Annotated in this window: 19 protein-coding genes, 3 tRNA genes and 1 pseudogene; 10 read left to right on the forward strand and 13 right to left on the reverse strand. The window is 43.1% G+C overall.

The features are described 5' to 3' along the window. Nucleotides 1-284 precede the first annotated feature (284 nt). Nucleotides 285-361 (forward strand) — tRNA-Asp (locus RDK53_RS04600). Between the two features lie 203 nt (nt 362-564). Here RDK53_RS04600 and RDK53_RS12260 read toward each other — a convergent pair. Further along, entirely contained in the window at nt 565-1,650 is a 1,086-nt protein-coding gene (locus RDK53_RS12260) for a hypothetical protein (RefSeq protein WP_374041563.1), read from the reverse strand. 629 nt (nt 1,651-2,279) lie between these two features. Beyond that, nucleotides 2,280-2,576 (reverse strand): hypothetical protein, encoded by a 297-nt coding sequence (locus RDK53_RS04610; protein WP_308513505.1) that lies wholly within the window; start codon nt 2,574-2,576, stop codon nt 2,280-2,282. 441 nt (nt 2,577-3,017) lie between these two features. On the opposite strand from RDK53_RS04610, the gene RDK53_RS04615 reads away from it, so the two are divergent. Both RDK53_RS04615 and RDK53_RS04620 read left to right on the forward strand, forming a co-directional pair. Further along, a complete protein-coding gene (locus tag RDK53_RS04615) occupies nt 3,018-4,427 on the forward strand; it encodes an anion permease (protein ID WP_308513506.1) in 1,410 nt (469 codons plus the stop codon). Between the two features lie 60 nt (nt 4,428-4,487). Next, complete coding sequence (locus tag RDK53_RS04620; RefSeq protein ID WP_308513507.1) at nt 4,488-5,324, forward strand: hypothetical protein; 837 nt, start codon at nt 4,488-4,490, stop codon at nt 5,322-5,324. Here RDK53_RS04620 and RDK53_RS04625 read toward each other — a convergent pair whose 3' ends face one another. Together RDK53_RS04625 and RDK53_RS04630 are read right to left on the reverse strand one after the other, a co-directional pair. Next, complete coding sequence (locus tag RDK53_RS04625; protein WP_308513508.1) at nt 5,325-6,644, reverse strand: M20/M25/M40 family metallo-hydrolase; 1,320 nt, start codon at nt 6,642-6,644, stop codon at nt 5,325-5,327. A gap of 16 nt (nt 6,645-6,660) precedes the next feature. Further along, nucleotides 6,661-6,888: a sulfurtransferase TusA family protein gene (locus tag RDK53_RS04630; RefSeq protein WP_374041564.1), complete on the reverse strand. Its 228-nt coding sequence runs from the start codon at nt 6,886-6,888 to the stop codon at nt 6,661-6,663. 187 nt (nt 6,889-7,075) lie between these two features. On the opposite strand from RDK53_RS04630, the gene RDK53_RS04635 reads away from it, so the two are divergent. The 3 genes from RDK53_RS04635 to RDK53_RS04645 are packed head-to-tail and all read left to right on the forward strand — an operon-like array spanning nt 7,076 to nt 10,115. Next, complete coding sequence (locus tag RDK53_RS04635) at nt 7,076-8,407, forward strand: sodium-dependent transporter (protein ID WP_066595754.1); 1,332 nt, start codon at nt 7,076-7,078, stop codon at nt 8,405-8,407. Between the two features lie 12 nt (nt 8,408-8,419). Continuing rightward, nucleotides 8,420-9,751: a sodium-dependent transporter gene (locus RDK53_RS04640; protein ID WP_308513510.1), complete on the forward strand. Its 1,332-nt coding sequence runs from the start codon at nt 8,420-8,422 to the stop codon at nt 9,749-9,751. A 40-nt stretch (nt 9,752-9,791) separates the two neighbouring features. Next, nucleotides 9,792-10,115 (forward strand): hypothetical protein, encoded by a 324-nt coding sequence (locus tag RDK53_RS04645; protein WP_308513511.1) that lies wholly within the window; start codon nt 9,792-9,794, stop codon nt 10,113-10,115. A gap of 157 nt (nt 10,116-10,272) precedes the next feature. On the opposite strand, the gene RDK53_RS04650 is transcribed toward RDK53_RS04645, so the two are convergent. Continuing rightward, nucleotides 10,273-10,602: a hypothetical protein gene (locus RDK53_RS04650; protein WP_308513512.1), complete on the reverse strand. Its 330-nt coding sequence runs from the start codon at nt 10,600-10,602 to the stop codon at nt 10,273-10,275. A 145-nt stretch (nt 10,603-10,747) separates the two neighbouring features. On the opposite strand from RDK53_RS04650, the gene RDK53_RS04655 reads away from it, so the two are divergent. Together RDK53_RS04655 and RDK53_RS04660 are read left to right on the forward strand one after the other, a co-directional pair. Beyond that, complete coding sequence (locus RDK53_RS04655; RefSeq protein WP_308513513.1) at nt 10,748-12,145, forward strand: L-serine ammonia-lyase; 1,398 nt, start codon at nt 10,748-10,750, stop codon at nt 12,143-12,145. 30 nt (nt 12,146-12,175) lie between these two features. Further along, complete coding sequence (locus RDK53_RS04660; RefSeq protein ID WP_308513514.1) at nt 12,176-13,414, forward strand: YihY family inner membrane protein; 1,239 nt, start codon at nt 12,176-12,178, stop codon at nt 13,412-13,414. A gap of 564 nt (nt 13,415-13,978) precedes the next feature. Here the strand turns inward: RDK53_RS04660 and RDK53_RS04665 are convergent. Together RDK53_RS04665 and ccmI are read right to left on the reverse strand one after the other, a co-directional pair. Continuing rightward, nucleotides 13,979-15,703: an ammonia-forming cytochrome c nitrite reductase subunit c552 gene (locus RDK53_RS04665; RefSeq protein WP_308513515.1), complete on the reverse strand. Its 1,725-nt coding sequence runs from the start codon at nt 15,701-15,703 to the stop codon at nt 13,979-13,981. Nucleotides 15,704-15,842: 139 nt separating this feature from the next. Next, nucleotides 15,843-16,661: a c-type cytochrome biogenesis protein CcmI gene (ccmI, locus tag RDK53_RS04670; RefSeq protein WP_308513516.1), complete on the reverse strand. Its 819-nt coding sequence runs from the start codon at nt 16,659-16,661 to the stop codon at nt 15,843-15,845. Nucleotides 16,662-16,844: 183 nt separating this feature from the next. On the opposite strand from ccmI, the pseudogene RDK53_RS12265 reads away from it, so the two are divergent. Then, nucleotides 16,845-17,090: pseudogene (locus RDK53_RS12265) on the forward strand (GntR family transcriptional regulator); the annotation flags it as partial. A gap of 39 nt (nt 17,091-17,129) precedes the next feature. Further along, nucleotides 17,130-18,365, forward strand: a complete 1,236-nt coding sequence (locus RDK53_RS04675) for a PLP-dependent aminotransferase family protein (RefSeq protein ID WP_308513517.1) — start codon at nt 17,130-17,132, stop codon at nt 18,363-18,365. A gap of 615 nt (nt 18,366-18,980) precedes the next feature. Here the strand turns inward: RDK53_RS04675 and RDK53_RS04680 are convergent. From RDK53_RS04680 to clpP, 6 genes are all read right to left on the reverse strand, one after another. After that, nucleotides 18,981-19,057: transfer RNA gene (locus RDK53_RS04680), tRNA-Asp, on the reverse strand. Between the two features lie 3 nt (nt 19,058-19,060). Then, a tRNA-Val gene (locus tag RDK53_RS04685) sits at nt 19,061-19,136 on the reverse strand. A gap of 38 nt (nt 19,137-19,174) precedes the next feature. Further along, nucleotides 19,175-19,447, reverse strand: a complete 273-nt coding sequence (locus RDK53_RS04690) for an HU family DNA-binding protein (RefSeq protein ID WP_277037551.1) — start codon at nt 19,445-19,447, stop codon at nt 19,175-19,177. A 502-nt stretch (nt 19,448-19,949) separates the two neighbouring features. Beyond that, on the reverse strand, nt 19,950-22,352 hold the full coding sequence (gene lon / locus RDK53_RS04695; RefSeq protein WP_308513518.1) for an endopeptidase La: 2,403 nt from the start codon (nt 22,350-22,352) through the stop codon (nt 19,950-19,952). Between the two features lie 331 nt (nt 22,353-22,683). Continuing rightward, nucleotides 22,684-24,033 carry an ATP-dependent Clp protease ATP-binding subunit ClpX gene (clpX, locus tag RDK53_RS04700; RefSeq protein WP_308513519.1) on the reverse strand — a complete coding sequence of 450 codons (1,350 nt, stop codon included), beginning with the start codon at nt 24,031-24,033 and terminating at the stop codon, nt 22,684-22,686. Nucleotides 24,034-24,048: 15 nt separating this feature from the next. Next, nucleotides 24,049-24,684 carry an ATP-dependent Clp endopeptidase proteolytic subunit ClpP gene (clpP, locus tag RDK53_RS04705; protein WP_272894033.1) on the reverse strand — a complete coding sequence of 212 codons (636 nt, stop codon included), beginning with the start codon at nt 24,682-24,684 and terminating at the stop codon, nt 24,049-24,051. Between the last annotated feature and the right edge of the window lie 15 nt (nt 24,685-24,699).

Genomic DNA, 24,699 nt, shown 5'->3' on the forward strand with positions numbered 1-24,699 from the left:
AGTAAGAATAAGCAAGAAATTGTTAAATATGCACCTAGATTAACGGGAATTCAGGATTTTGGTCCGAATTTATAAATAAGTTCGGACCTTTTCATTTTTCGTTGTTTGTTCTTTTCAATCTGATTTTTATTACCCCTTCTCAGAACAAAAACTTACATGTCCTGTAAATCTCAAAATCCAACAAACCTAAAAAAATTGGGAATAGGACTTGCAGTATTTCAAAAAGTCTGTACAATGCGCTTCTCTCGCAAAACGAAGCAATCAAAAATTCGTTTCGACAGAGAGGAGTGGTAGTTCAGTTGGTTAGAATATCGGCCTGTCACGCCGAGGGTCGCGGGTTCGAGTCCCGTCCACTCCGCCAAGTTTCTTTTAGAATCAATACGTTAAATCAAAATATTAATTCTGTCCACCCGTAGAAAAAGAACCTGCAACCCCCAGATTCTTACGTGTTGGACTTTTCCGCAGAAATTTACGTGTTAATCCTTGTGCGGAAATTTAGATTCTTTAAAGTATTTTCTCTCAGCCACCTCGCCCTTCTTTCCGATATTGAAAGACCCTATCGGCCTATGGTAGCCCATGATCCTTTACTGCACCTTGCAAAGCTCTGAGAGCACTGCGCCGTAAAGAGTTAATGCGCTCGGACAGACGGTTATTACGTTCGGTCTGCTCGGCTTCAGCCTCATTGATAGCATCTTGGACATCTTGCTTGTAGCTTGCAAATTCCTCCTCAGTCCTTCCAGCTTCCTCAGCAGAAGTAAAAAGAACCTGCTCGTTATGACGGATTGAGGCTTCTCTAATCTGAGCCTCTGCCAGGAGCATATTGGAAAACATCTCCTGGACTGACGAGTCAAACTTAGCTCCCGGGATACCGGAAAGGCAGACGTAAAGTTTCTTTAGCCAGGAGGCAAACTTAGCAAAGACGCCTTCTAAGTTTTCGCTCGGGGCTTTTCCTTCCATGAGCCCAGCTTCAAAAGAGCGTGCGAACTTTTCGTGACCTTTTCTCTTTTTGTCAACGCTTAAAGCCTGCCATTGTTCGACACTCTTGACTCCGACAAACTTCATCACCGCCTGCATATTCTGCTCAAAGTGCTTTTCCCCCAGAGTCTGCGCACCGCCTCTTTTGAGCAAATCCGCATAAGCCTGCATTCTTGCTTCTAAGAACACATGGCTGGTCTCGTGCAAAAGAGTAGAGCGGTAAACAGACTTCCAGCGTGCGATAAGTTTCAAGTCGGGATAGAAGTCCTCTCTGGAGGCTTTAGAGAAAGAACCGTGGCCTAAATAATACAGCGCTTCATTCAGTCCTTGCACTTCTGGATTCATCGGTGTTAGAGTGAAGTTGCGACTATCCCTTTCGGGCTCTTTTCGCATGCCCTCCTTCGTAGCCTCGGTTGCGGAGGAGATTGTCTTTTTAGGTTCTCTGTTATAAGCCGCGTTAACCCATTCTTTTGCGTCCTCTAGAGAATCTACCTCGAGCGTATCAACTTCATAAAGCTTCTTTCCTCCTTGATCTTCAGCCACTACGCGTAAAGTTATTTTTATTCCGTAAACTTTTCCTTGACAAACAACCTCAAAACGCTTTTCAACGTGATGGATGAGACTCCTCCCTTTTTTTCTGGAGCCAGCTAAGAATAGACCGGGCCAGTATCTCATAAACGTTGGCCACCTCGACTTAATTTCTTCGCCAACTTTACTTTATGTTTTCTTGCAAAGTCTTTTATTCCATTAACACCTAGTGGCGACGTACCAGACTCCCTTGGAGACTTGCGAGAGGAAACCGTGGCCTAAACAATACAATGCTTCAATTAGTCCTTGCACTTCTGGATTCATCGATGTTAATGTGAATCCATCCTGCGGAAGACCCTCGGGTAGTCCGCTTGTGCCCTCCTCTACGGTTTCGGCTGTAGAGGAGTTTTCTCTGTAGAGTCTTTATCGTAACTCTTTTGAACCCAATGTGATATCTCCCCGTTCTTTCGGACGGAGGTTTCCCGGCGTATGAGCTAAGAGTGGAAGTTCCAGACTCTCCTAACTTGAGCTTTTTCCCCCGCAGACGTTCAATTAAAAGCGCTAAGTCGTCATAATTACCTTTAAAACTATTAGGAGTTTCAAGGATAACCGACGTGAATCTCCCATGCCGTCCACGATTGTTTAAAGGCGTCGGTTTTTTCGTTGACTAGGTGCCTTGACTTGAACCTCGGTAAGACTGTCTTTTGCCTCACGTTATACATCAAACTCGCCAAGAATGCGGGCCCCGTACTCTTGCCAAAACTGTTTGGGACTCATCACAAGGTCAAGTGCGATAGAGGCCACGAACGAGACGATGACGGCTTGAAGAGACTGGGCTCATCTTCATCTCCGGTAGCCTTGAGAATCTGCGCACCGCCTTCAGCTGTGAACGCAGATACCTCAGTTCTGAAGAGTTCTGAGTTTACAGTGCGTAAGTCCTCCAGTCTTTGAGCAACCGCCTGCCGAACCCCTTGGTCTTGAGCGGTTGCCTCAACTACAAAGAGCTCGCCGTTGAAGGATAGGTAGCCGGCAACTTCTGGAATCTCACGAGATAAGAGTGAGCTGTATCTCAACGAAGAAGTCCTTCTCTTTGGCCTTTGCAATTTTTTTGTGCTGAAAAATAAAGCCGTTGAGTTCTCGGCAAAACCAATCCGATTTAAAACCGTATCGCTTAGAGAGAAGTGCTTAAGCCGTTACGCTTTGCCACTTCGTCAATATGTTAAAAGCCAACTGAGGAATCAGCCATTGCAAAAATAGAGGTAACGACAAATTAGAACCGATTCCGTTCACCTCCTTCTTTCACTGTTTATTTTTTCAAAACAAAGAATCATCTCCTTGTTGTTTTTCATCTCTCCAAAAACGTAAATAACTATTTGATTTTTATCGTTACCAATCGTTTACCCTTAATACTTTTTACTGGCTTATTTATGTCGCTAAGAATAAACTGTCCATGTTACGAATTGTTAAGAAGTTCTCAATAAGTAACACAACCTCAAAACTTTCAGGAAGAAAAAATGAGTAAAACATTACGGAACTGGATCATAGTCTTAGGACTAGGACTGATCGTCTGGATTTGTCCTACCCCGGAAGGCTTGACTCCTAAAGCATGGCATCTGTTTGCCATCTTTATTGCAACCATCGCAGGATTTATCCTGCAGCCTATTTCCATGGGTGCGGTTGCTTTCTTAGCTCTCACATTCTGTGCTTTAACCGGCGTTCTTAAGACCGGCGAAGCATTGATGGGTTTCGGTAACGGCACCATCTGGTTGATCGTCTGCGCATTCTTCCTTTCCAGAGGCTTTATCAAGACCGGCTTTGGAAAGAGAATCGCTTTCGTCATCATTAAATACATTGGCCGCTCCTCTCTCTCTTTGGGCTATTCCATTGCTCTCTCAGAACTAGTTATCTCTCCGGCTATGCCCTCGGCAACAGCTCGCGGAGGCGGTGTGTTCTATCCGATCGTTCAGTCCTTAAGCAACGCTTTCGGCTCCTCCCCGGGACCGACGGCCGGCAAAATCGGTAAATACTTGATGCAAGTCGGTTATCACACGGACGCCGTCACTTGTATGATGTTCTTGACATCTATGGCCGGCAACCCCTTGTGCGTAGGATTAGCTGAAAGCACTTTAGGCGTAGAAGTCACTTGGATGGGTTGGGCTGTTGCCGCAATTGTCCCGGGCTTGATTTCTTTGTTCCTAGTACCTTTGGTCATGCTCAAGCTCTCTCCTCCGGAACTCAAAGCAATGCCTGACGCTCATAATTTGGCCGTTAAAGAACTCGAAAATATGGGTCCAATGACTCTCCAAGAAAAGGTTTTGGCATTTGTTTTCGTTCTTTGCCTTATCCTGTGGGCAACCGGAAGTTGGACAAAGCTCGGCGCAACACCTGTCGCTATGCTTGCTGTGTCAATTATGCTGGTCTTCAAAGTTTTGGATTGGAAAGACATACTTTCTGAAAAAGGTGCTTGGGACGCAATGTTCTGGATGGGCGGCTTGGTCGCATTAGCAACCGCATTAGCAAAATCCGGATTTATTGCTTGGATCGCTAAGATTATCGGCACAGCAATCGCTGCTGCAAATCTTGGCTGGATTGCTTCCTTTATCGCTATCACCCTTATTTACACATACTCTCACTATTGCTTTGCGTCCGTCACAGCTCGTATTTCCGCTATGTATGCAGCATTCATCGCTGTTGCTGCAGCCTGCGGCGTTCCGGGTTTGTTAGTCGCTTTGGCATTCGGCTTCTTCGCAAACTGCCCGATCTCCCTTACTCACTACGGTAACGGCTGCGGTCCTGTTTACTTCGGTGCCGGTTATGTCTCTCAGAGCGAATGGTGGAGAAACGGTTTCGTAATTTGCACTATCAACGTTGTGATTTGGCTCACAATTGGTATGGCTTGGTGGAAGGTCATCGGTTTATACTAATTTCAAATTACCCAACCTAGGTTAAAATAAGGCGTCCGAACGGGCGCCTTATTTTTAGCCATGAGATTTATTACGCTTCTTTTATTATTTGTCCTGGCCTGTCTGAATACGGGCTGCACTGTCATTGGAGTCGCCTCCACAGGACTTTCTATCGGAACACCAAAGCATGGTTGGTTTCCTTCCGATTCACCCTATATAAAAGATGAAGAAATAAAGCCGACGCCGGCCCCTCTTAACCTTTCTCTCTCAACCAGATATATTCTTCAAGGGGTAGACGCCGATGGTGAAGGAATAATGGAAGAATCCGTGTCTATGTTCTTTGAAGACAACTTTAAAAACCAGATAACACAGTTTTTAGAAAGAAATAATTTTGCTCTTATTAACGATCGAGGGTTAGACGGAGAAATATACGTTGAAGCCTCTAATACAATGGAAAATTTAGGCATGCGCTTCTTGCCCTATATCGGCGCTATCCGGCTGACAGAAAGAAAGTTTGGCAAACTTCGCGTAACCTTCAGAAATAAAAACGGTGAGGAAGTGACCTCCCGAATCGTTGAAGGCGATGTTTATGTCCAGTCAGGTTTGTTCGCTGACTCACCAAGCAGCCCTGAAAAAGTTGAGCCTTTCGAAGTTCCGCGTTTGGACTACACCATAAAAGGCGAATCCGTTGCTCTGGATAAACTTAACGAACAACTTCTTAAAAGAGCCCTTTTCAAGATCCAAGAAACCGTCAACTTAAACGCATTCTTCAACGAGCCGGGAACTCCTTATCTCATTACAAAAACACAAAAGAAAACATCGTCAGAAAAACCGGACATCCTTGAAGAAGTTGTAATCTTGGAAACTCAAGAAAAAATGCCGGGCGACCAAACCCGGCAAGCTGATACTGTCAACTAATTATTGAAATTTATAGTGGTGCTGAGACTGGCCCGAATAAATTCCTAGCATTGGAGCCGGACCGTTTTCAATTCCGACTAAAGCCAAAACCGTCAGCAAAGCAAGCTGCGGACCCTCGAAAGAGCGATAAGGTTCGTACCATTCGTTTAACGAGTGACTAAGCCCTTCTCGGCCACCTGTACCGAGCGTCGTTGACGGGATACCCATTGACATGGGTACGTTTTGATCGGTAGAAGCGCTAGTATAGTTAGTCAGTTCGATGCCAAGTGCTTCCATTGCCGCTCCTGCAGCTTGAAGAACTGAACTTGAGTCATCCTGCATACCTGCCGGACGATGTCCGAGAGGAGTTACTTTGCATTTAACCTTCAGCTCCTCTTGAGTAATGCCCCACCTCTGGTTTTCTAACTCGGCACCTTCCGAAAAAAGAGGAAGAACTGAGTCGACCAAACTGTAGAGAGTTTCATTGTCAGTACTTCTCAAATCAATTTCGCATTCAGCGTGTTCAGCTATTGAGTTGACGGATGTACCGCCTTTCATTGTGCCTATCGTAAAAGTAGTCCGCGGACTGTCGGGAACTTCTAATTCCGCAAGAAGACTTCCCGCTCTGCAAAGGGCTTGGGTAGCACTTGGACATTGACCGAAGTTCAAATAGCTGTGACCTCCGGGGCCCGTGAATTCGATTTTGTATCTCTTGGAGCCTGTTGATCCCCATAAAAGTCGTCCAGGGTCAGCCGAATCCAGAGCCAACATTCCGTCAATATGAATTCCGGAAGTATAGAAAAGTCTTTTTACTCCTCGGAGATCTCCTTCAGCCTCTTCTCCCACGGTAGCTACGAAGAGAATATCTCCCTGCGTCTTGATATTGTTGCTTACCAAGCAGCGAATAACTTGCAGCATACTGGCGAGACCACGTGTGTCATCAGAAATTCCAGGAGCATAAAGACGTCCTTCTTTTCTTCTGACCTTAATTTCTACTTCTTCTCCAAAAACCGTATCTAAGTGGGCCGTAATGACGCAGACAGGTGCTTCAGAGCAACTCCCTTTATAGCGGGCAATGACGTTTCCTACAGGATCCATTTCTGCTTCGAGTCCGTATGCACGCATTTTTTCTTTGATTAGTTCTCCCCTTTGGAGTTCTTTCATCGGAGGGGCGGGAACCTCGCAGATCTCAATTTGTTCTTCAATGGCATAAGGTTCTTGGAGTTTGGCCATCTCCAAGGCTTTTTGTACGGATTCAGTCCCGTAAATAGCTCTCACTACCTTTTGGGCGTGTTCCGAGACGTTCAGCATCCTATCTCTGTCTTGCATAATCTTTTCCATCAAATCTGTCCTTGGATTATTTGCGGCGCATCAAAATAACGTAAACACCGTCTTCTAAATTCGAAGAGATAAATTCATGTCCTGTCTGCTGAGCAAACTGCTTTAAATCAATCTCTGCATGAGGATCTGTTGCTAATATTCTTAGAACTTCACCGGATAGCATTTTTGCCAAAGCTTTTTTCGTCTTTAACATCGGCATCGGGCATTTTGTCCCTTTTGTGTCTATTTCAGAATTAACAATCAAATCTTCCATATCTCACTTCCTTGAATGCCATTTAATTAGTTCTTATGTCAGATTTTACTTCTCAAGAACTCGAGAAATGATTTTTAGGTCAAATTTCCATCAAGATCTTCTTTTTTTTGAAAATCCAACAGTAAACTCAATAATTCAGTTTATTTATAACAATATTTACGTTTTTAGAAAGTTAGAAATGTCCGATAGAAGTAATTGGGGTTCAAAACTCGGCTTTATTCTTGCAGCTACCGGTTCGGCGGTAGGTTTGGGCGCCATATGGAAGTTCCCATATATGGTTGGTGCAAATGGAGGAAGTGCTTTCCTACTTCCCTTCATTCTTATGGTCTTTACCATGGGAGTGGTTCTGATTTTGGCAGAGTTCATTATCGGACGTGCAGGAAGAGGCAGCGTCGTCACCAGCTTCAAAAGAATTGCCGGTCCTCTTTGGGCACCTTTAGGTTTCATAGGCGTCTTTTGCGCCTTCTTAATCATGACCTACTACAGCAATGTAGGAGGCTGGTGCTTAACTTATCTATTCGAATCCGTCATGGGAAAAGCCGCATCTACTGATTTGGCTCTTCTTGAAAAGACTTTTACTGACACTGTCAGCACGCCTTTGTCTGCCATTATTTATCAAACCTTGTTCTTGGCTATTACCGCCGGCATTTTGATCTTCGGCGTCAATAAAGGTATTGAAAGAATTTCAAAGATTCTCATGCCTTTGCTCTTCGTGCTCATGATCATTCTCATTGTCAAAGGTTTGACTCTTCCGGGCGCAACAGAGGGTCTTAAGTTCCTTTTTGCACCTCGCTGGGATCAGGTAACAGCTAACTCCTTGCTGAATGCAATGGGCTTTACCTTCTTCTCACTGTCTTTGGGCATGGGCATTATGATTACCTACGGCTCTTACATCAGCCATAAAGAAGACCTTCCCTCCTCTGCTATTTGGGTTGCCTTCCTTGCCTTGGTATCAGCGTTGCTCGCAGGTTTAATGGTTATTCCGCCGGTATTAGCTTTCGGATTAAATCCAAGTGCAGGTCCCGGACTTACTTTCATTACCATGCCTGCAGTCTTTGCAAATTTTCCCTTCCCTAATTTCTTTGCATTTTGCTTCTACGGCTGTTTGTTCGTGGCCGCTCTTACTTCAATGATCTCCTTATTTGAAGTACCTTTGGCATATCTCATGGACGAATGGCACTTAAAACGCAAATCTGCCGCAATTCTTTTATTTGTTTCTTTGACTATCTGCAGTATTCCTTGTGCGCTTGCAATGGGTCCATGGTCAGATATTAAGATTTTCGGGAAAAATTTCTTTGACTTTGCCGATTTTGTCGCTTGCAACATCCTCATGCCTGTTTCTGCTTTGTTTGTCATTGCAATTACCGGCTGGTTCTTCTTCGACAAATCAAAATATGAAGTCAATTTAACTAAAGAGCGCAACGAAACATGGATGAAGGTTTTCCGATTCCTTTTGGCTTTCGTAGCACCTTGCTTTATCGCAGTCATTGCGGTCTTCAACCTAATGTAGGAGTTTTTCAGAATGTCTTCGCAACCCTCTAACTCTTGGACCGGCAAATTAGGCTTTGTTCTAGCCAGCGTTGGTGCTGCCGTAGGTCTGGGAGCCATCTGGAAATTCCCGTACATGGCCGGGGCTGAGGGAGGCGCAGCATTTTTGCTTCCTTATGTCATCCTTTCCTTTACCTTGGCCTTAGGTCTTCTCTTAGCGGAAATTACGCTGGGTAAAGCCGGCAAAGGAGGCATAGTCACTGCTTACCGCAACCTTGGCGGACCTTTCTGGGCCTTTTTGGGTTACCTTGGAATCATAATCGGTTTCGTTGTTCTCTCTTTCTACTCAGTAGTCGGCGGATGGTGCCTTCTTTATTTTTACGAAGCAGTGATTGGGTTTCCGGAAGCCACTCCTGCCGCTTTAGGCGCATTGTTCGGAGAACTATCTTCTTCTCCTTACGTAGCTGTTTCAGCGCAGGTTGGGTTCCTCGCCTTAGTGGGAATTGTCGTCGGCGGCGGAATTCGTAAAGGAATTGAGCTTTGTTCCAGAATACTCATGCCTTTGCTGTTTCTCTTCATGATCGTTCTCATTGTTACAGGGCTCATGCAAGAAGGATCTTGGGAGGGAGTGAAATATCTTTTCTATCCGGATTTCAGCAAATTCAGCTTTAAAGCTCTTGTTGACTCGATGGGACTGGTGTTTTTCTCTTATTCCGTCGGTGCCGGCTGCATGCTGACCTATGGAGCATACCTTGATGACAAAACAGATCTCATCAACAGCAGCTTCTGGATTATCACTTTATCCTTAATAGTATCCTTAATGGCAGGCCTTATGATTCTTCCGGCAAACTTTGCTTTCGGAATGGATCCCACCGCAGGCCCGGGCCTAACTTTTATTACGATGCCGGCTATCTTCAGTCAGCTGCCGGGAGGACAATTCTTTGCAGTTGTTTTCTTTGCCTGCTTAATTGTTGCAGCTTTGACCTCTGCTGTTTCAATGCTGGAAATTGATATTACTTGGATGGTTCAAGAGCTTAAGATTTCCCGACCGAAGTCAGTAGTCATCTGCCTGCTCTTTATGCTCGTCCTTAGTATTCCGTGTGCCCTCTCCTTCGGAGTTCTCGCGGATACAAAGTTATTCGGCAAAACTCCTTTCGATTTAGCAGACTTCTTCGTCTCTAACCTTGCCCTTCCCGTCGGCGGCATTATTTCTGCCATCTTAGCTGCTTGGTTTGCTTGGGACAAAGTACATACACAATGGCCCACCAAAGAAGGCTATCCGGCCTGGAAGAAATGGTTACGTATTCTTATCGGAGTCTTTTGTCCTGCTTTAGTGCTGGTTATTATGATCGCCGGCTTAATTTAGTAAACTTGCGGCATAACAAGTTTTGATTAAAGGAAACAAAATGTCTTTGAGCATTGAAAATCTTTTTAAGGCAAGAGATTTTGTGGATCTGAAGAATATTTCAGGTGAACACATTGAACTCACCTTTAAGAATCCAATTGTTGCCATGCTGGCCAAAGGGAAGATTCAAGAAATCGCGGAACAATGCAGCCCAGACTCAGCTTTTAACAGCTGCGAACTTAAAGGCAATGATCTACATATTACCTACAATCCGGAACTTGTAAGCGAAAGACTTCTTTCGGAGATTTTTGTTGGTTCAGATGATCGAGCAAAACTCGCTGCAAAGGAACTTTCTGATTACATCGCAGACAAGATGAAAGCATAATTTCAAAAATGCTTCGAGATCCCGTGCCGAAAAGCGCGGGATTTTTTATTCGAAAGTTAACAAAAAATAAAAACTAAACCATATTTTGAATGTGAGAGCGTTAACGTTCGAGCCCAGCGCTGGGAGAAAGGTGAACCGTAGTTTCAACCAACTGATCTTAACGACCTAACAGCGCACTTGCTTCCATAGTGCAGAACTCCGGATTCTTTATCGGTTCAATGACAACTTGCTGAATCCACAAAGAACCTTTTTGTTCACGGACGAGATTAATTTTTACGCAGGGATTGTCTCGAATGGGATTATTTTCCATATCAAGCAAGTCTATATTCTTTTGAGGAAGAAGTTTTTCTGTTTGAACAATCCACTCCCCCTTAACTGTCTGATCTGGATCCGTAAGAATATTAGAGATTAGGTTTTCTGAAGCAACGGCGGATGTAGAAATAATGGCTGTGGCTAAGAAACTGCTAATGAGTAGTTTGATTGACATTGATACCTCCAAGCCAAAGCATATATCATTTATGAGCATAGTTCTCATCTCGTCTTATTTCTTGGTTTTCTCCTATATTGAGCCTTCTTCATTAAAAATTAAGCTTCAACTAAAATAGCGTTCTAACTTAATTGAACTAAAAGAAATGACGATATCTATATTTGATATGTTTCGGGTCGGAGTTGGACCTTCTTCCTCTCACACCGTCGGCCCAATGAGAGCTGCCCGAAAATTTGCAAACCGTCTGGTCGAGAACGGGCTTCTAGACAAAGTTCAGCGGCTTCAAGTCGATTTACTTGGAAGTTTGGCCGCGACCGGTATCGGCCACTCCACGGATCAGGCAGTACTTCTTGGCTTGATGTTGGAAAGCCCGTCTGAAGTAGATATTGACAGTATCCCAGCAACAATTAAGTCAATTAAAGAAAATAAGATCATTAACCTTGCAAAGCAGCATGAGGTTAAATTTGATTACGACACAGATCTTGTCTTTAAACCGACCGTTGAAGATCCTTACCACACGAATACATTGTTATTTAAAGCATTCGATAAACAAGGAAATATTCTTCTGCAAGAAAAGATCTATTCCGTTGGCGGCGGTTTTATTGAAACCGAAGAAGAGGCTAAAGCAGAGAACAAAAAGTTGTCCTACACAATGGACAAGGAACCAGTATCAGTCCCCTATCCTTATTCAACTGCCAGAGAACTAATCAACTTATGCAAGCAGCACAACAAGACTATTGCTGAATTAGTTCGAGAAAATGAGCTCTCAAGAAAGAGCAATGAAGAAATCGACAAACAATTAGATTACATAGCTTCGGTTATGGACGAATGTCTGCAGAGAGGACTTAGAAACTCGGAAGTCCTCCCGGGACCGTTAAAGGTAAAGAGAAGAGCTAAGACTCTTTTCGAAAAGCTTAAAAACAGCCGTCTTTCTTTAGACCAGGATCCTCTTCAAATTATCGACTGGATAAATGCTTTTGCACTTGCCGTCAGTGAAGAAAATGCAGCCGGAGGCCGTGTTGTCACTGCTCCGACAAATGGAGCCGCCGGTGTTATCCCAGCTGTTTTAGCCTATTACAGAACCTTTGTTAAAGGCAGTTCCCAAGAGGGAATAAGGAACTTTCTTCTCACTGCAGGCGCCATTGGAGCTCTGTACAAAACAAATGCATCTATATCGGGCGCAGAAGTCGGATGTCAGGGAGAAATCGGTGTCGCTTGTTCAATGGCCGCAGCCGGACTTGCGGCAGCTTTAGGCGCAACAAATAACCAAATTGAAAATGCAGCAGAAATTGCTATGGAGCATCACCTTGGGCTCACGTGTGATCCTGTCGCAGGCCAAGTGCAGATTCCATGTATTGAACGTAATGCTGTCAGTGCCGTCAAAGCAGTGAACTCCGTCCGTCTTGCTGTTCAAGGCGATGGTTCTCACTATATTAGTCTTGACCAAGTCATCAAGACCATGTTGGCCACGGGTAAAGACATGAAGACAAAGTACAAAGAGACTAGTTTAGGCGGCTTAGCTGTGTGCATTGTAGAGTGTTAATGTTATAACTAACATGTAGCAGGAGGTTACATGATTAGTATCTTAAAAAAATTAAAACACCAATCAAAGTTATTTGAGCTTTATAAGTTTGTAACCGGAAGAATAGAAGAGGCACAGTTAAAGCAAGTTGCTTCAACGTTGACGCTGACGACTATTCTTTCGATTGTTCCCGCTATTGCCGTCATTATGGCGGCCTTTGCCGCCTTCCCGTTGTTTGCTACTTACCGCGAAAGTCTGGAGCAGTTTCTTTTTTCGACGCTTCTTCCGGAACAATACAGCGTACAAATAATGGGGTATATCAAAGAATTTGCAGAAAAAGCCACCGGCTTGACGATATTCGGTGTAATCGGTCTCGGCGTATCAGCAATTCTTTGTATCGCCACCATTGACGAAGGTTTAAACAGGACATTCCAAGTTAAGCACCTCAGAAACTGGGTAAGCCGTTTCTTGCTTTACTGGGCGCTTCTGACTCTTGGGCCCGTCATTTTAGCCATGAGCTTAGCCGCCTCCTCTTATGTCACCGGTTTAGCTGTCATGGGAAAACTGACAGCGGAATTCCAATGGATTTATCAGCCGGTTCAAGCCCTTATTCAAGGAGTTATCTTAGCCTGTCTATATAAATACGTCCCTAACTGCAGAGTTTTGTGGAAGGACGCGATTATCGGCGGCTGTGTGACAGCCACTGTAATGGCAATATTCCGGTGGGGATTTGGGGTATACATCCTCCGAGGGTCTTACACGACAATCTATGGAGCCTTTGCTGCTATCCCTGTTCTTTTGACCTGGATGTATATTATGTGGATGCTTGTACTTGGCGGAGCTGCCTTAACAGCAACTTTACCGATGCTGCGTGCCACTAGATACTCTGACTTTAATAAAACCGGGAATAAACTTCTGTCTGCGGTGGCTTTAATTAAATTGTTATACGAAGCCAAGCAAAGCGGCAATCCAATCATGACAGACATTGAACTTGCCGATAAATCGGGGAGTTATCCCAATGCTGTCGACCATATTCTTTCTCGTCTTTTAGCTAAACACTATGTCGTAAGAATCGGGGAAAAATACTCCGTGAGCTGGGCATTGTTGGTAGATGGAAACAAGGCCACCCTCAAGGAGGTCTTTGAAGAATTTGCCGTTGATACGAGCAATTCTTTGCTGACCTCGGATGAATCTGAAAGAGTTTGGATTGAATCCGGTCTGAACGACCAATGGCTTAACACTCCTATTGCTCAGATATTCTCAGCCTCTCATGCTGGTTCGCAAACCTAACGTTATCAGGGGATAAAAACTCGAAGAAAAGCTCTTCCGAACATGCTTGAGCTCTATATTCCTAGGCTTAAACCTTCTTTTCTTTTTCCTTTATCTGCCTAGCGTATCGGCTTTCTGCACTTGTACAGCAATTTGCTTTATGTTTCGTTCCAACCTAGAGAATTCTATGAGTTAGCACGAGGACTTTCCTTCCATGTACGTGATAAATTTATCTCTCGGAGTTCCAAGTAGGTATTGGACTTTGTATTCGTTTGCACGCCCATCGTCCGGATGGGCCTGAATATGGTTTACCGCCGGCTTTATTCAGCCAGCAGGCCCCACTATTTGATTGTAGCCCTATCCGCTAAACCACAGCCCTGCACTAAATATCTCACCTACCGTGCGCAGTAGAGAAGCACCCTGATGGGCACACCATAAACTAAGTCCTTGCCTAAGAAAGACAAGGACTGAATTAGCATGCAGGATTATTCTCGGCCTCAGAAATTATTTAAAACCTAGCGTAGATGCTGTTGTAGAAAGAGTTTTGGAAGCCGAAACATAAAAAACTATTCTAGGGGATTAATTTTACTTACCAGAAGTTGTTTTTACTGCTGCAGAGTTGAGTTTCTTCATAACCTTCTGGGCATCCGAATTAACTTTCCTGAATTCCCACACAACTTGACTTGCTGTGCGATTAAAACCTTCAGGATCATGAAAGCCCTGGGAATAGTCGGTTAAATAGAAATCTCTGGTTGCCAAGTGCTTTTCATAAGCGTTTTTAAGGTTCTTTAATTGAGGCTCAGGAATCTCAATTTCCCCTTCTTTGACACGATTCAGAAGTTTCTGTGCAACCTTAGCTTCCATCTCCATTTTCTGTGTACGGATCCGGTATTCCTGCTGAATAGCTTCGATTGTGTAGAGAGCCTGTCCGTAATCGGTCCAATTATCTTTAGAGCCAGGACCATGACATTCGCTTCTCATACACGTATTTTGTACCTTTTCTTTTGGAAGGCTCGGTTGGTGTTCGAATCTATTGTCGATTTTTGCAAAATGGCAATCTGTGCAAGTCACGCCAGCTTTTCCGTGTTTGCTGGAAATTAAAATCTCAACGTGTGCATGATTATTACCTTTTACCTGCTTTACATTAGTTGTTTTGTCGATCCCGTCATACCAACCTAATTTTTTAAAGAATTTCCAGCTAGAAATCGGATCAGAGTGGAACTCGGTCGAATAAAAGTTGACGCCGGCCTTTTTAAGATCCTCCTCTGTAACTTTTTTACCGTCGGATACTTTTGAGAAGGTCAAGTACCGGTTGGCTGCGTTGTGACAGTTTCCGCACATGAAGTTCGCATTGTAGTCTTTCAAGATACCAATCTTGCGTTTATAGCCTCTTACTCCCATCTCAACTACTTCAATTGGTGTCATACCCTTTGAGCCGACATTTTGTTGGTAGATATTGTCTTTTCCATCTTTACCTGTCATTGACTCAATCAAAGGGTCAAAGATGATCCTGGGTTCTGCTGAGTGTGGGTCATGACAGAAGTTGCAGTTGAAACCGGATTTAATATTCTTGATAAGCGGGACTACAGGACTGTCAATTTGCAACCCACCAGGGTTTTCGCCCATCTCATACTTATATTCAAGAATGTTGTCTGTTGTCTTACATCTCATGCAGTAAGAAAGTTGGCTGGTTTCACGCCCTTTGTGTGGACGCCACCCTATACCGATAGTATCACCCTGCATTTGATCTGTGTTTTCCTGAGCAGTGTCAGATAAGACATTCCATGGTTTATTTTGTGGGACAGCCTGTTCTTTTTTAGAATCGTACTTGAACCTTCCATTGGCGCGATTTGCCACAAGATCAACCATAAGTCCAGAATGGAATCGAGGAAGTTTTTGCTGAAGGATTCTCGGCCAGCCGTCCTCAGTATCTCTTATGAAAGCATATGAATTATTCCCTCCCTTTCTAGCCCAAGCATAGTGATATTTTGGATCCATAAGATCTTTATGTTCCTGAGAATGGCATTGAGAACAGCTTTCATAAGCAAAATTAGTAGCAGGTCGTGTCTTTGGGCCCGGTGCTGACATATGTTCCGCTGGAACCGTATGACAACTTCCGCAGTTAACATTCTTGTGGGCTCCCCGGTTATGAAGTTTATTTATAGTCTGATGGCAAGCGAGACAAGTTTCATTATTTACAGGATTTTTCGGTTGAACGACGGGTGTTCCTGCTGCGCGGTTGGTTCCTAGTGCGTAAACGTTCAGAGATGCAACCGCAAAGAGTAATGAGACAACAAATTTCCACCGCATTTTATTCTCCTTGGTGATTTAACATAGGCTTCATTAAAACATCTGAAGTTCTAAGACGAAGGACCAATTTGGCACTAACGGTAGGAAAAGCATCCAATTTGAAATTATTTTATGGAACCATTTTTATCACTAAGTAGGTTTATTGAAGTAAGTAATTGTCTTTAGCCTCCTCCAACAATGAAGAAACGTAGGAAAACTCTCGTGTTCCTGACGGGTAAAAACTAAGGAGTTTTTCTAAGTGAATAGCCGCCATTTCAAATTTATTGTTACGTAGGAACCATCGAGCTGCCAAGTACCAGACCATAGGATTTTGAGAATCAACGATTGTTGCACGAATAAACTCCTGTTCGGCCCGCAAATTGTGAAGAGTATTTGTTGAAGAAGCTAAAAGAGAAGCACGTTCTAAAAGAAAGGCTGAATCGTTGGTCAATTTATCCTTTCCTACATTAAACGCCTTATCCATCACTTCAATCGCCTCTTCAGTGCGTGCCTGACGGCTCAAATTTTGAGCGTACGCAAGGAGTGCTCTTAAATCATTCGGAGACTCCTTTAAAAAACTGACCATTCGATCCTCTGAAAGTTCCGAGGGCTGAGACGAGGAGGAATAGTCAGAAAGAGAAGGATGACCTAATTGAAAGTAAAGATAAACAGCAAAAATTGTCAATGTCGCAAGAATTGCAACTGTTAACCTTTTTTCAGTTTTTTTGCTGAAAAATGTTTTAGAGGCATCAACTTCACTGTTCTCTTCTAAAATTCGCCGATGCAGTTCTTCAGTTTGGGACTCAAACTCTTTCTGTGAAAGCAATCCGTTTTCTTTGAGATTATTCAACTCCGTCCAATTGTTCCTGTGAATAAGCAAATTACTGTTTGAATTATTCTCATTTTTTCGCTCTCTTAAGCAGAGGGAAGTAACCAAAAATAGAAAACACGTCATTAAGAAAAAAATCCCCCAGAACATAAAAGAACTCCTCTGTTATCGATTTGACAAAGTATAAATTTGCATTGCACAGATAAAAAACTTGAGAATCGACTCTCTAGGAGAGGGATAGAGGGAACCCTTACTAAAAAAAATGAAAAATTAACTTGTTTTCTCATCTGGTTTAAAGTTAAAAGAGATTAATAAATGAACCCTACCTAAGGCATGAAAACATCGCAGCATGGAATTTTTTTGAATTTGTTCCTTTCCAGACACGCCAATGCGGCTCCTTTGTCAGAACAGCTTTATGCTCAAATTAAAGATCTTGTCTCCAAAGGCTTTCTGGCACCCGGAGATCTTCTTCCACCATCTCGTCACTTATCCGTAAAGCTTGGCATTGGGAGAAACACGGTAGTCCGAGCCTATCAGCAGCTTGTTCAGGAAGGTTTTGCTTACTCTCAGGTAGGGCACGGAACACGTATTTCAGAGTCCTTCCTTCAAAGAACTTCTGTGGAACAAAAATCCCATGATGATTCTTTCGTTAGACATCCAAAGATGGCCTTAAATTCTAGGGCCGAAGTGGGAGAGAGTACATATCGGATAGGAGTTGATCCTGAACTTCCCTTTTCTTTAATGAGCCCCGATCTCCAAACAATCCCGGGAAAGAAATGGGTTCAACTTGTTACTCGATGCCAAAAAATTCCTTGGCGTCACAACGGCTTCTCTATGCCAGAGGGTATTCCTGATTACCGTCAAGCTGTAGCAAAAACTTTAAAAGAACACCGTGGAATTGTTTGTGATTATCAACAGGTTGTTGCAGTGAGCAATATCAGGCAAGGTTTAGCCCTTTGTGCTCAGCTTCTTTTTGAGCCAGGCGATGAGATTGCCGTAGAAAATCCAGGATATCAAGTTCATCATAATTTACTTCGTTTCTATGGCTTGAAATTGATCCCCATTCCTGTAACCGATAACGGGTTAGATTTGACAACTTTGTTCAGTCTTGAAAAACCGCCCAAGGCAGTCTTAGTAGCACCTAACAATCAGTTTCCCACTACAGCGGTAATGAGTGAAAATTCTAGAAAAGCCCTGGAAGAGTGGGCTAACCTAAAAAACTGTTGGATCATCGAAGATGATTACGACGGCCATATTTCTCATGAAAAATACCCTTCCCCGTCAATAGCGGTATTCGATCCTCTCTGGACGAATACCATCCATCTAGGGTCTTTTTCAAAATCAATTTATCCGGGCTTTAAACTTGGGTATATGGTTATGAACAGGTCTTTAGTGAAAGCTTTTGCAGGAGCCCGATTATTTTCCGATCGCCAGTGCTGTGAAAACCATGAAGTTGTACTAGCTAACTTCATTAATGAAGGAAATTTTGAATCGCATCTAAGAAAGCTCAGGAATACTCTAAATTCACGAAGAAATGTATTGTTAGCTGAGCTAGAAAAGAATTTGACTATTTTCGGAAAATGGAAAGTTCCTAAAAATGGTGGCCATATTTGTTTTGAATTTTATCAATCTATTGACGATGTCACTTTATCAGCTTTTTTAAAACAAAAGTACCGCATTGTTTGCCGCCCTCTGAGTCCTCAGTATCTGACAAATGATAAAAAATTTGGTTTTATCTTAGGCTTTTCAGGATTTTCAGAGGAGGCATTAATCCGAGCAGTTGGTGTTTTAAAGAAAGGAATAGTAGATTTTATTCAAAACACTCCGAGTTATTCTCAGATTTTACCTTACTGAGGTTAAGCTAAAAGTTCTGTCGTTGACCCCTGAATTCTCGAAACTAAGATTAGTTTCTTTTCAAATATTCACAAACTTGAGTTTAACCAGAGATCGTTGAAATGCCATTGCACAAATACAAAGATAAATCAAAGATAAATGCGGCGGCAGAAGAATGAGATGTCAAGAAATTTCTTTAGGCAGCAAAGTATTCATCATCTATCTCTGTGCTTGATCCTGATTCTTCAAAGGCGATTAAAACAAACTAAGAAAAATCCGCGGGATACGCCAAAAATTATGGATGAACTGAACAGCATCGTTTTGTTCCGCCACGATGTAGAAGAATATGCGTCACTCACTATTAGCAATAAAAGCTGAAACGATATAGAGAAGCTGGGAGTCGAAACACCGGCCCTTCTTGCTTGTAATCTGGGAGTGGAATTCAGGTTTTAGGCGCGACAGCAACATAAAGAAAGTCCGAAATCACTTTTTGACTTCGGAAAAGAATTATGGCGGAGTGGACGGGAATCGAACCCGCCCCTCTTGCTTGTAATCTCGGAGTGGAAATTCAGGTTTTAGGCGGGACAGCAACATAAAGAAAGTCCGAAATCACTTTCTGACTTCGGACCAGAATTTTGGCGGAGTGGACGGGACTCGAACCCGCGACCCTCGGCGTGACAGGCCGATATTCTAACCAACTGAACTACCACTCCATTTGGTGGATGCTGAGAGTCTCGAACTCCCGACCTACGCCTTGTAAGGGCGCCGCTCTACCAACTGAGCTAAGCATCCGTTGCGAGAACAACTCGGTTCTCATCAACAACAGAACGCTATTCTACAGCATCTTTTAAAAATTTGCCAGCCTTAAATTTAGGAACTTTTTTAGCTGGGATTTCAATTTCTTCATTAGTGTGAAGATTTCTTGCTTTTCTTGGAGCTCTTTCAGCAACAGAAAATGTACCGAATCCGGCCAAAACAACTTCATCACCTTTCTTCAAAGCATTTAATACATTGTTGGTGAAAGCGTCCAAAGCCCTTTGGGCTGAGGCCTTAGAGATATCGCACTCAGAAGCAATTGCTTCGATCATTTCGCTTTTATTCAATTTAAACTCCCTTTAGGAATAAAACTACTTGTCAAAATTTTGGCGCAAAGCAGGATTCATCTTGTCTGTTGTAAAACACTTTTAACAGAGTTTTCTTTACAATTATTAACAATATGAAAAAGTGCTTTTTTAGTGCTCCAAAGCAATCTCGGTAATTATAACTATCTGAACGTTGTTAAATTACCACAATGATGATTTTTTGACTGAAAATCAATGCTTTTTCGATCTCTTTTTGGGTTTTATCTCAAATTTTTTCAAAAAATGACAAAACAAGTGAGTCAAAATACCCAAAACAAGGGATATCCCCTCTCTCGCAATCGATTTCTTAATTATTCAAAAGAAAAAGACTGAAAAATTTCAATATTGAAAGATCCATATCTGCATAGAAATCAAACTGCATTTCTGATGATTTTTGCAAGAAATTTGAAGACTATTGTGGTTTAAACAAACGAGCAAAAGAAAACCTCCCGGACTTTTCCAAGGAGGTTAATAGTTCAACAAATTAGACGTGCGAAGTCGAACGACTTAATAAAGGTTCAGGAACTGTTATTGGCTGGATGGTCGGTTCTTCTTTCAAAGGTTCCGGCAGATGTTCCAAACCATTTTCTAATACCTGGTCGATGGTACGAACAGGAAGAATGTTCAAACCTTCTTTGACATTAGCCGGAACTTCTTCCAGATCTTTAATGTTTTCTTCCGGAATAAGAACAGTCTTAATGCCGCCTCTTAATGCAGCCAGAAGTTTTTCCTTCAAACCGCCAATCGGCAAGACTTCTCCGCGAAGTGTAATTTCACCGGTCATGGCGACATCGGCTTTTACGGGAATACTGGTCAACGCAGAAACTAAACCTAAAGTAATCGCAGAACCTGCACTTGGTCCATCCTTGGGAATAGCTCCTTCAGGGAAGTGAACGTGAATGTCCGTTTCGCTAATCTGCTTATAAGAGATTCCCAAACGAGATGCTCTTGAACGAACTACTGTGCGAGCGGCTTCAATTGATTCTTTCATGACGTCGCCAAGAGAGCCGGTACGAGTAATAACTCCTTTGCCCGGCATTGTGGCAACTTCAATAGTAAGAAGATCTCCGCCGACCTCTGTCCAAGCTAGACCTGTAACTTGACCTACCAAGTCTTTTTTATTCTTCATGCCGAAGTTAAAGCGTTTAACCCCTAAATAATCTCCGAGGTTCTTTGACGTAACTACAGTTCTGCCGGAAGTTTTCTTTAACAAAAGATCTTTGACCACCTTACGGCAAATCTTGCTGATCTCTTTTTCCAAACCACGAACGCCTGCTTCTCTAGTGTAGAAACGAACAATATCAACGATTGCATCCTTTTCTATCTTTAGCTCTTTGGCCATTACGCCGTTAAGCTTCACCTGCTTAGGAATAAGATGGCGTTGAGCGATATGAACCTTTTCATCCTCTGTATAGCCGGAAAGGAAAATAACTTCCATTCTGTCCAGGAGAGGAGCCGGAATGTTCATAGAGTTGCTTGTGGCAATAAACATCACATCAGACAAGTCAAACTCGACTTCTAAATAGTGATCTTGGAAAGTACTGTTTTGTTCCGGATCCAGTACCTCCAGCAAAGCCGCCGCAGGGTCTCCTCTATAGTCCATTCCCATCTTGTCAACTTCATCAAGAAGGAATAATGGGTTATTTACACCGGCCTTATTGATACTCTGCAAAATACGACCGGGCATAGAGCCAACGTAAGTTCTCCTGTGACCTCTGATTTCGCTTTCATCCCTCACGCCGCCTAAAGCCATACGAACAAACTTTCTTCCTGTTGCTCGGGCAATAGACTGACCTAAGGAGGTCTTTCCAACACCGGGAGCACCAACTAAGCAAAGAATTGGAGAGCGGACTTTTTTGACGCGGCTCTGAACTGCTAAATACTCGATAATTCTTTCTTTGACTTTCTCCAAGCCATAATGATCTTCATCGAGAACCTTAGCAGCTCTTGTTAAATTACAGTTAATCCTGCTTCTCTTGGACCATGGCAATCCGAGCATAGTATCCAAATAGTTGCGTATAACGTTGGCTTCCGCACTATTCGAACCCATCATTCTTAACTTTTTGAGTTCAGAATTTGCCTTCTCAGTAGCCTCTTCGCTCATCTTGGCCGAAGCGATCTTCTCTTCATATTCAGTGAACTCTTGTTCGTTCTGACCAAGTTCTTTCTGAATGGCTTTAACCTGTTCATGGAGATAGTAGTCTCTTTGACTCTTCTCCATTGACTGTTTTACGCGTCCTCTGATGCGCTTTTCAGTTTGCTGAATATCTAACTCTTGTTCAAGAAGAGTCAGAAGAGTTTCCATTCTCTTAACTGCATTCGTCCCTTCAAGAAGAGTCTGTTTTCTGTTCGGGGCAATCATAAGGAGCTGGGCGATCATATCGACCAGCTGGTGTCCGTCAGACAACGTTTGAATCTTGTTTAATTGATCCGGAGTGATGCGTTTGTTGTTCTTCTGATAAGTATCAAATGTTGAGAGCAATGCCCTTCTAACGGCCTCGAAAGAAGGATCATCTACAGGGATTTCTTGGACTTCTTCATAAGTTGCAGTTAAAGCTCCGTCATTTAATGTTCTGAAGTTTTTAACCTTACAGCGGAAAAGTCCTTCCACTAAAACCTTATGAGTTCCGTCCGGAAGTTTTAATGTCTGAATAACTCTTGCAACTGTTCCCACATCAAAAAGATCAGAAGCAGTTGGATCTTCTGTCGAAGCTTCTTTCTGTGAGAGAAGAAGAATTCTATTTTTTCCTGTGCTGCTTTCTGTTGCTCTACGTAAAGCTGCCAATGACTTGGGCCTTCCTACGTAAAGAGGCATAATCATGTGCGGGAAAAGCACAACATCTCTTAACGGCAAAACAGGAATTGCTTTTGAAACTCTATTTGTCATTGATTTCCTAACGTTATTTTTTTCCATTTCACAATGTCCAGATGGGGGCTTTCCTAAATTATTCAAGTCTACTTTTACAGTTCCTCACTTTTGTATTTCAAATACACCCCTCTGTATTTCTTTGAACTTACTTTTGAGTATAAAACGACATTTAGAAATTGAAGGCCTTAGAAGAAAAGAAAATGAGTAACAAAAACGGCGATTTATCGAAATTTTTGCGCTTTTCTAGCTCAATACCTGAATAATCCTTCCTTTAACTCCAGCCATACGTGCTTTTTACGGAAAAGGCCTCAGCATCTCTGCCAAGGCCTTTCAGGTAATGTCTTAAAGACTATGAGTCTGACGAAATTCTTGGATTCGGTTCACTATCCAAAAACTCTTCATACTCAGCCTTTCCATTTCTGATTGTCTCGGCCGTAACTACAACTTTCTTAACTTGTTTATTGTCGGGCACTTCGTACATGGCTGCCATCAATGCCTTTTCAATAATCGATCTAAGACCTCTGGCACCGGTCTTTCTTTCCTTAGCCAGTAAAGCAGCTTCTTTGAGCGCTTCAGGTTTGACTTCCAAAATCACATTTTCCATTTCAAACAACTTGGCAAATTGCTTGATAACCGCATTTTTCGGTTCGGTCAAAATACGAATCAGAGCATCTTCATCCAAATTGTCCAAGGTTGTGATGATGGGAAGTCGGCCTACCAATTCCGGAATTAAACCGAAATGCACTAAATCTTTGGCTTCGATATCGTGAAGGATCTCTCCTTCACTTCTTTCGTCTTCGCCGCGAACTTCAGCCTCAAAGCCTATACCGCTCTTTTCTGTTCTTCTGCGGATAATCTTATCCAAGCCCTCAAATGCACCACCGCAAATAAAAAGAATATTTGTAGTGTCGACCTGAATATTCTTTCCGTTAGGATGTTTTCTTCCGCCTCCGGGAGGAACAGAAGCAACGGTGCCTTCTACCAACTTAAGAAGTGCCTGCTGAACGCCTTCACCGGAAACATCTCTGGTGATGGAAGGATTTTCACTTTTACGAGCAATCTTATCAATTTCGTCTAAGTAAATAATGCCGGTCTCGGCCTTCTTAACATCAAAATCACAACTCTGAAGGAGCTTCAGAATCACATTTTCTACGTCTTCTCCCACATAGCCGGCTTCGGTCAAAGTGGTTGCATCAGCAATAGCAAAGGGAACATTCAGCATCTTTGCCATTGTCTGAGCAAGAAGTGTTTTGCCGGAACCTGTCGGGCCTAAAAGCAAGATATTGCTCTTTTGAATTTCCAGATCCTCGCCGTCACCGTTCCCCTGAAACTTGTTCTTCAGCCTCTTATAGTGGTTGTAGACGGCAACGGAAAGAACTTTTTTAGCCTCTGCCTGTCCAATCACGTACTGGTCAAGGTTCTCGCAAATTTCCCTTGGAGTCGGGATCTTCTTATTCAGGATAGATTCGCTTACTGCTGCAGCTCCGGCTGCCTCAGAATCTTTTGCAGACGCAGGAGAAGAAGCAGACAGACCGGATTGCTTCATTGCTTCGGCAATAACGCCGGAGTATTCAGCCAGCTGGCGAGTGCAGTCTTTGCAAATATAGCTGTCCCCTTCGCTGGATTTGTAAATCGCCTCGTACTGCCCTTTCTTGGCTCCGCAGAAGGAGCACACAGGATCTTTGCTTCCAAACTTCATTGTCTCACCCCGGAATTAAGCCTTAGCCTGGATTTCTGAACGTTTTGTAAATACACGGTCAATAATGCCGTACTCTTTAGCTTCCAAGCTGCTCATAAAATTATCTCTCTCGGTGTCTTTAGCAATCTTTTCGATGGTCTGACCTGTATGAGAAGCAAGGATTCCGTTTAAGCGGCTTCTCAATTCCAAAATTTCTTTGGCCTGAATCTCGATATCAGCTGCGGTACCTTGAGAACCGCCGGAAGGCTGATGAATCATAATTCTGGAGTTCGGGAGAGCATAACGCTTACCTGCGGCTCCAGAAGCCAACAAGAAAGCGCCCATTGAGGCGGCCATACCTAAGCAGATTGTTGAAACATCAGGCTTAATAAACTGCATAGTGTCGTAAATAGATAGACCGGCGTAGACGCTCCCTCCCGGAGAGTCAATATACAGAGAGATGTCTTTATCAGGATTTTCGCTTTCTAAGAAAAGAAGCTGAGCAACGACCAAATTAGCACTCTGTTCAGTCACAGGTCCAACAAGAAAAATCACACGATCTCTCAACAGTCTGGAATAGATGTCGAAGGAGCGTTCACCTCTTCCGCTCTGCTCGATTACCATTGGGATCAAATTGTTCATAGTAGGAGGAGTGAAAATCTTATCTTGCATGTTTTATTCCTAAAG

The organism is uncultured Turicimonas sp. (assembly GCF_902477955.1).
Classification (GTDB): domain Bacteria; phylum Pseudomonadota; class Gammaproteobacteria; order Burkholderiales; family Burkholderiaceae_F; genus Turicimonas.

Bases quoted from the DNA above. Each gene is read 5' to 3' on its own strand.
- RDK53_RS12260 (WP_374041563.1), bottom strand. From the start codon at position 1,650: ATGAGATACTGGCCCGGTCTATTCTTAGCTGGCTCCAGAAAAAAAGGG.
- RDK53_RS04615 (WP_308513506.1), top strand. From the start codon at position 3,018: ATGAGTAAAACATTACGGAACTGGATCATAGTCTTAGGACTAGGACTG.
- RDK53_RS04620 (WP_308513507.1), top strand. From the start codon at position 4,488: ATGAGATTTATTACGCTTCTTTTATTATTTGTCCTGGCCTGTCTGAAT.
- RDK53_RS04625 (WP_308513508.1), bottom strand. From the start codon at position 6,644: ATGGAAAAGATTATGCAAGACAGAGATAGGATGCTGAACGTCTCGGAA.
- RDK53_RS04635 (WP_066595754.1), top strand. From the start codon at position 7,076: ATGTCCGATAGAAGTAATTGGGGTTCAAAACTCGGCTTTATTCTTGCA.
- RDK53_RS04640 (WP_308513510.1), top strand. From the start codon at position 8,420: ATGTCTTCGCAACCCTCTAACTCTTGGACCGGCAAATTAGGCTTTGTT.
- RDK53_RS04645 (WP_308513511.1), top strand. From the start codon at position 9,792: ATGTCTTTGAGCATTGAAAATCTTTTTAAGGCAAGAGATTTTGTGGAT.
- RDK53_RS04650 (WP_308513512.1), bottom strand. From the start codon at position 10,602: ATGTCAATCAAACTACTCATTAGCAGTTTCTTAGCCACAGCCATTATT.
- RDK53_RS04655 (WP_308513513.1), top strand. From the start codon at position 10,748: ATGACGATATCTATATTTGATATGTTTCGGGTCGGAGTTGGACCTTCT.
- RDK53_RS04660 (WP_308513514.1), top strand. From the start codon at position 12,176: ATGATTAGTATCTTAAAAAAATTAAAACACCAATCAAAGTTATTTGAG.
- RDK53_RS04665 (WP_308513515.1), bottom strand. From the start codon at position 15,703: ATGCGGTGGAAATTTGTTGTCTCATTACTCTTTGCGGTTGCATCTCTG.
- ccmI (WP_308513516.1), bottom strand. From the start codon at position 16,661: ATGTTCTGGGGGATTTTTTTCTTAATGACGTGTTTTCTATTTTTGGTT.
- lon (WP_308513518.1), bottom strand. From the start codon at position 22,352: ATGACAAATAGAGTTTCAAAAGCAATTCCTGTTTTGCCGTTAAGAGAT.
- clpX (WP_308513519.1), bottom strand. From the start codon at position 24,033: ATGAAGTTTGGAAGCAAAGATCCTGTGTGCTCCTTCTGCGGAGCCAAG.
- clpP (WP_272894033.1), bottom strand. From the start codon at position 24,684: ATGCAAGATAAGATTTTCACTCCTCCTACTATGAACAATTTGATCCCA.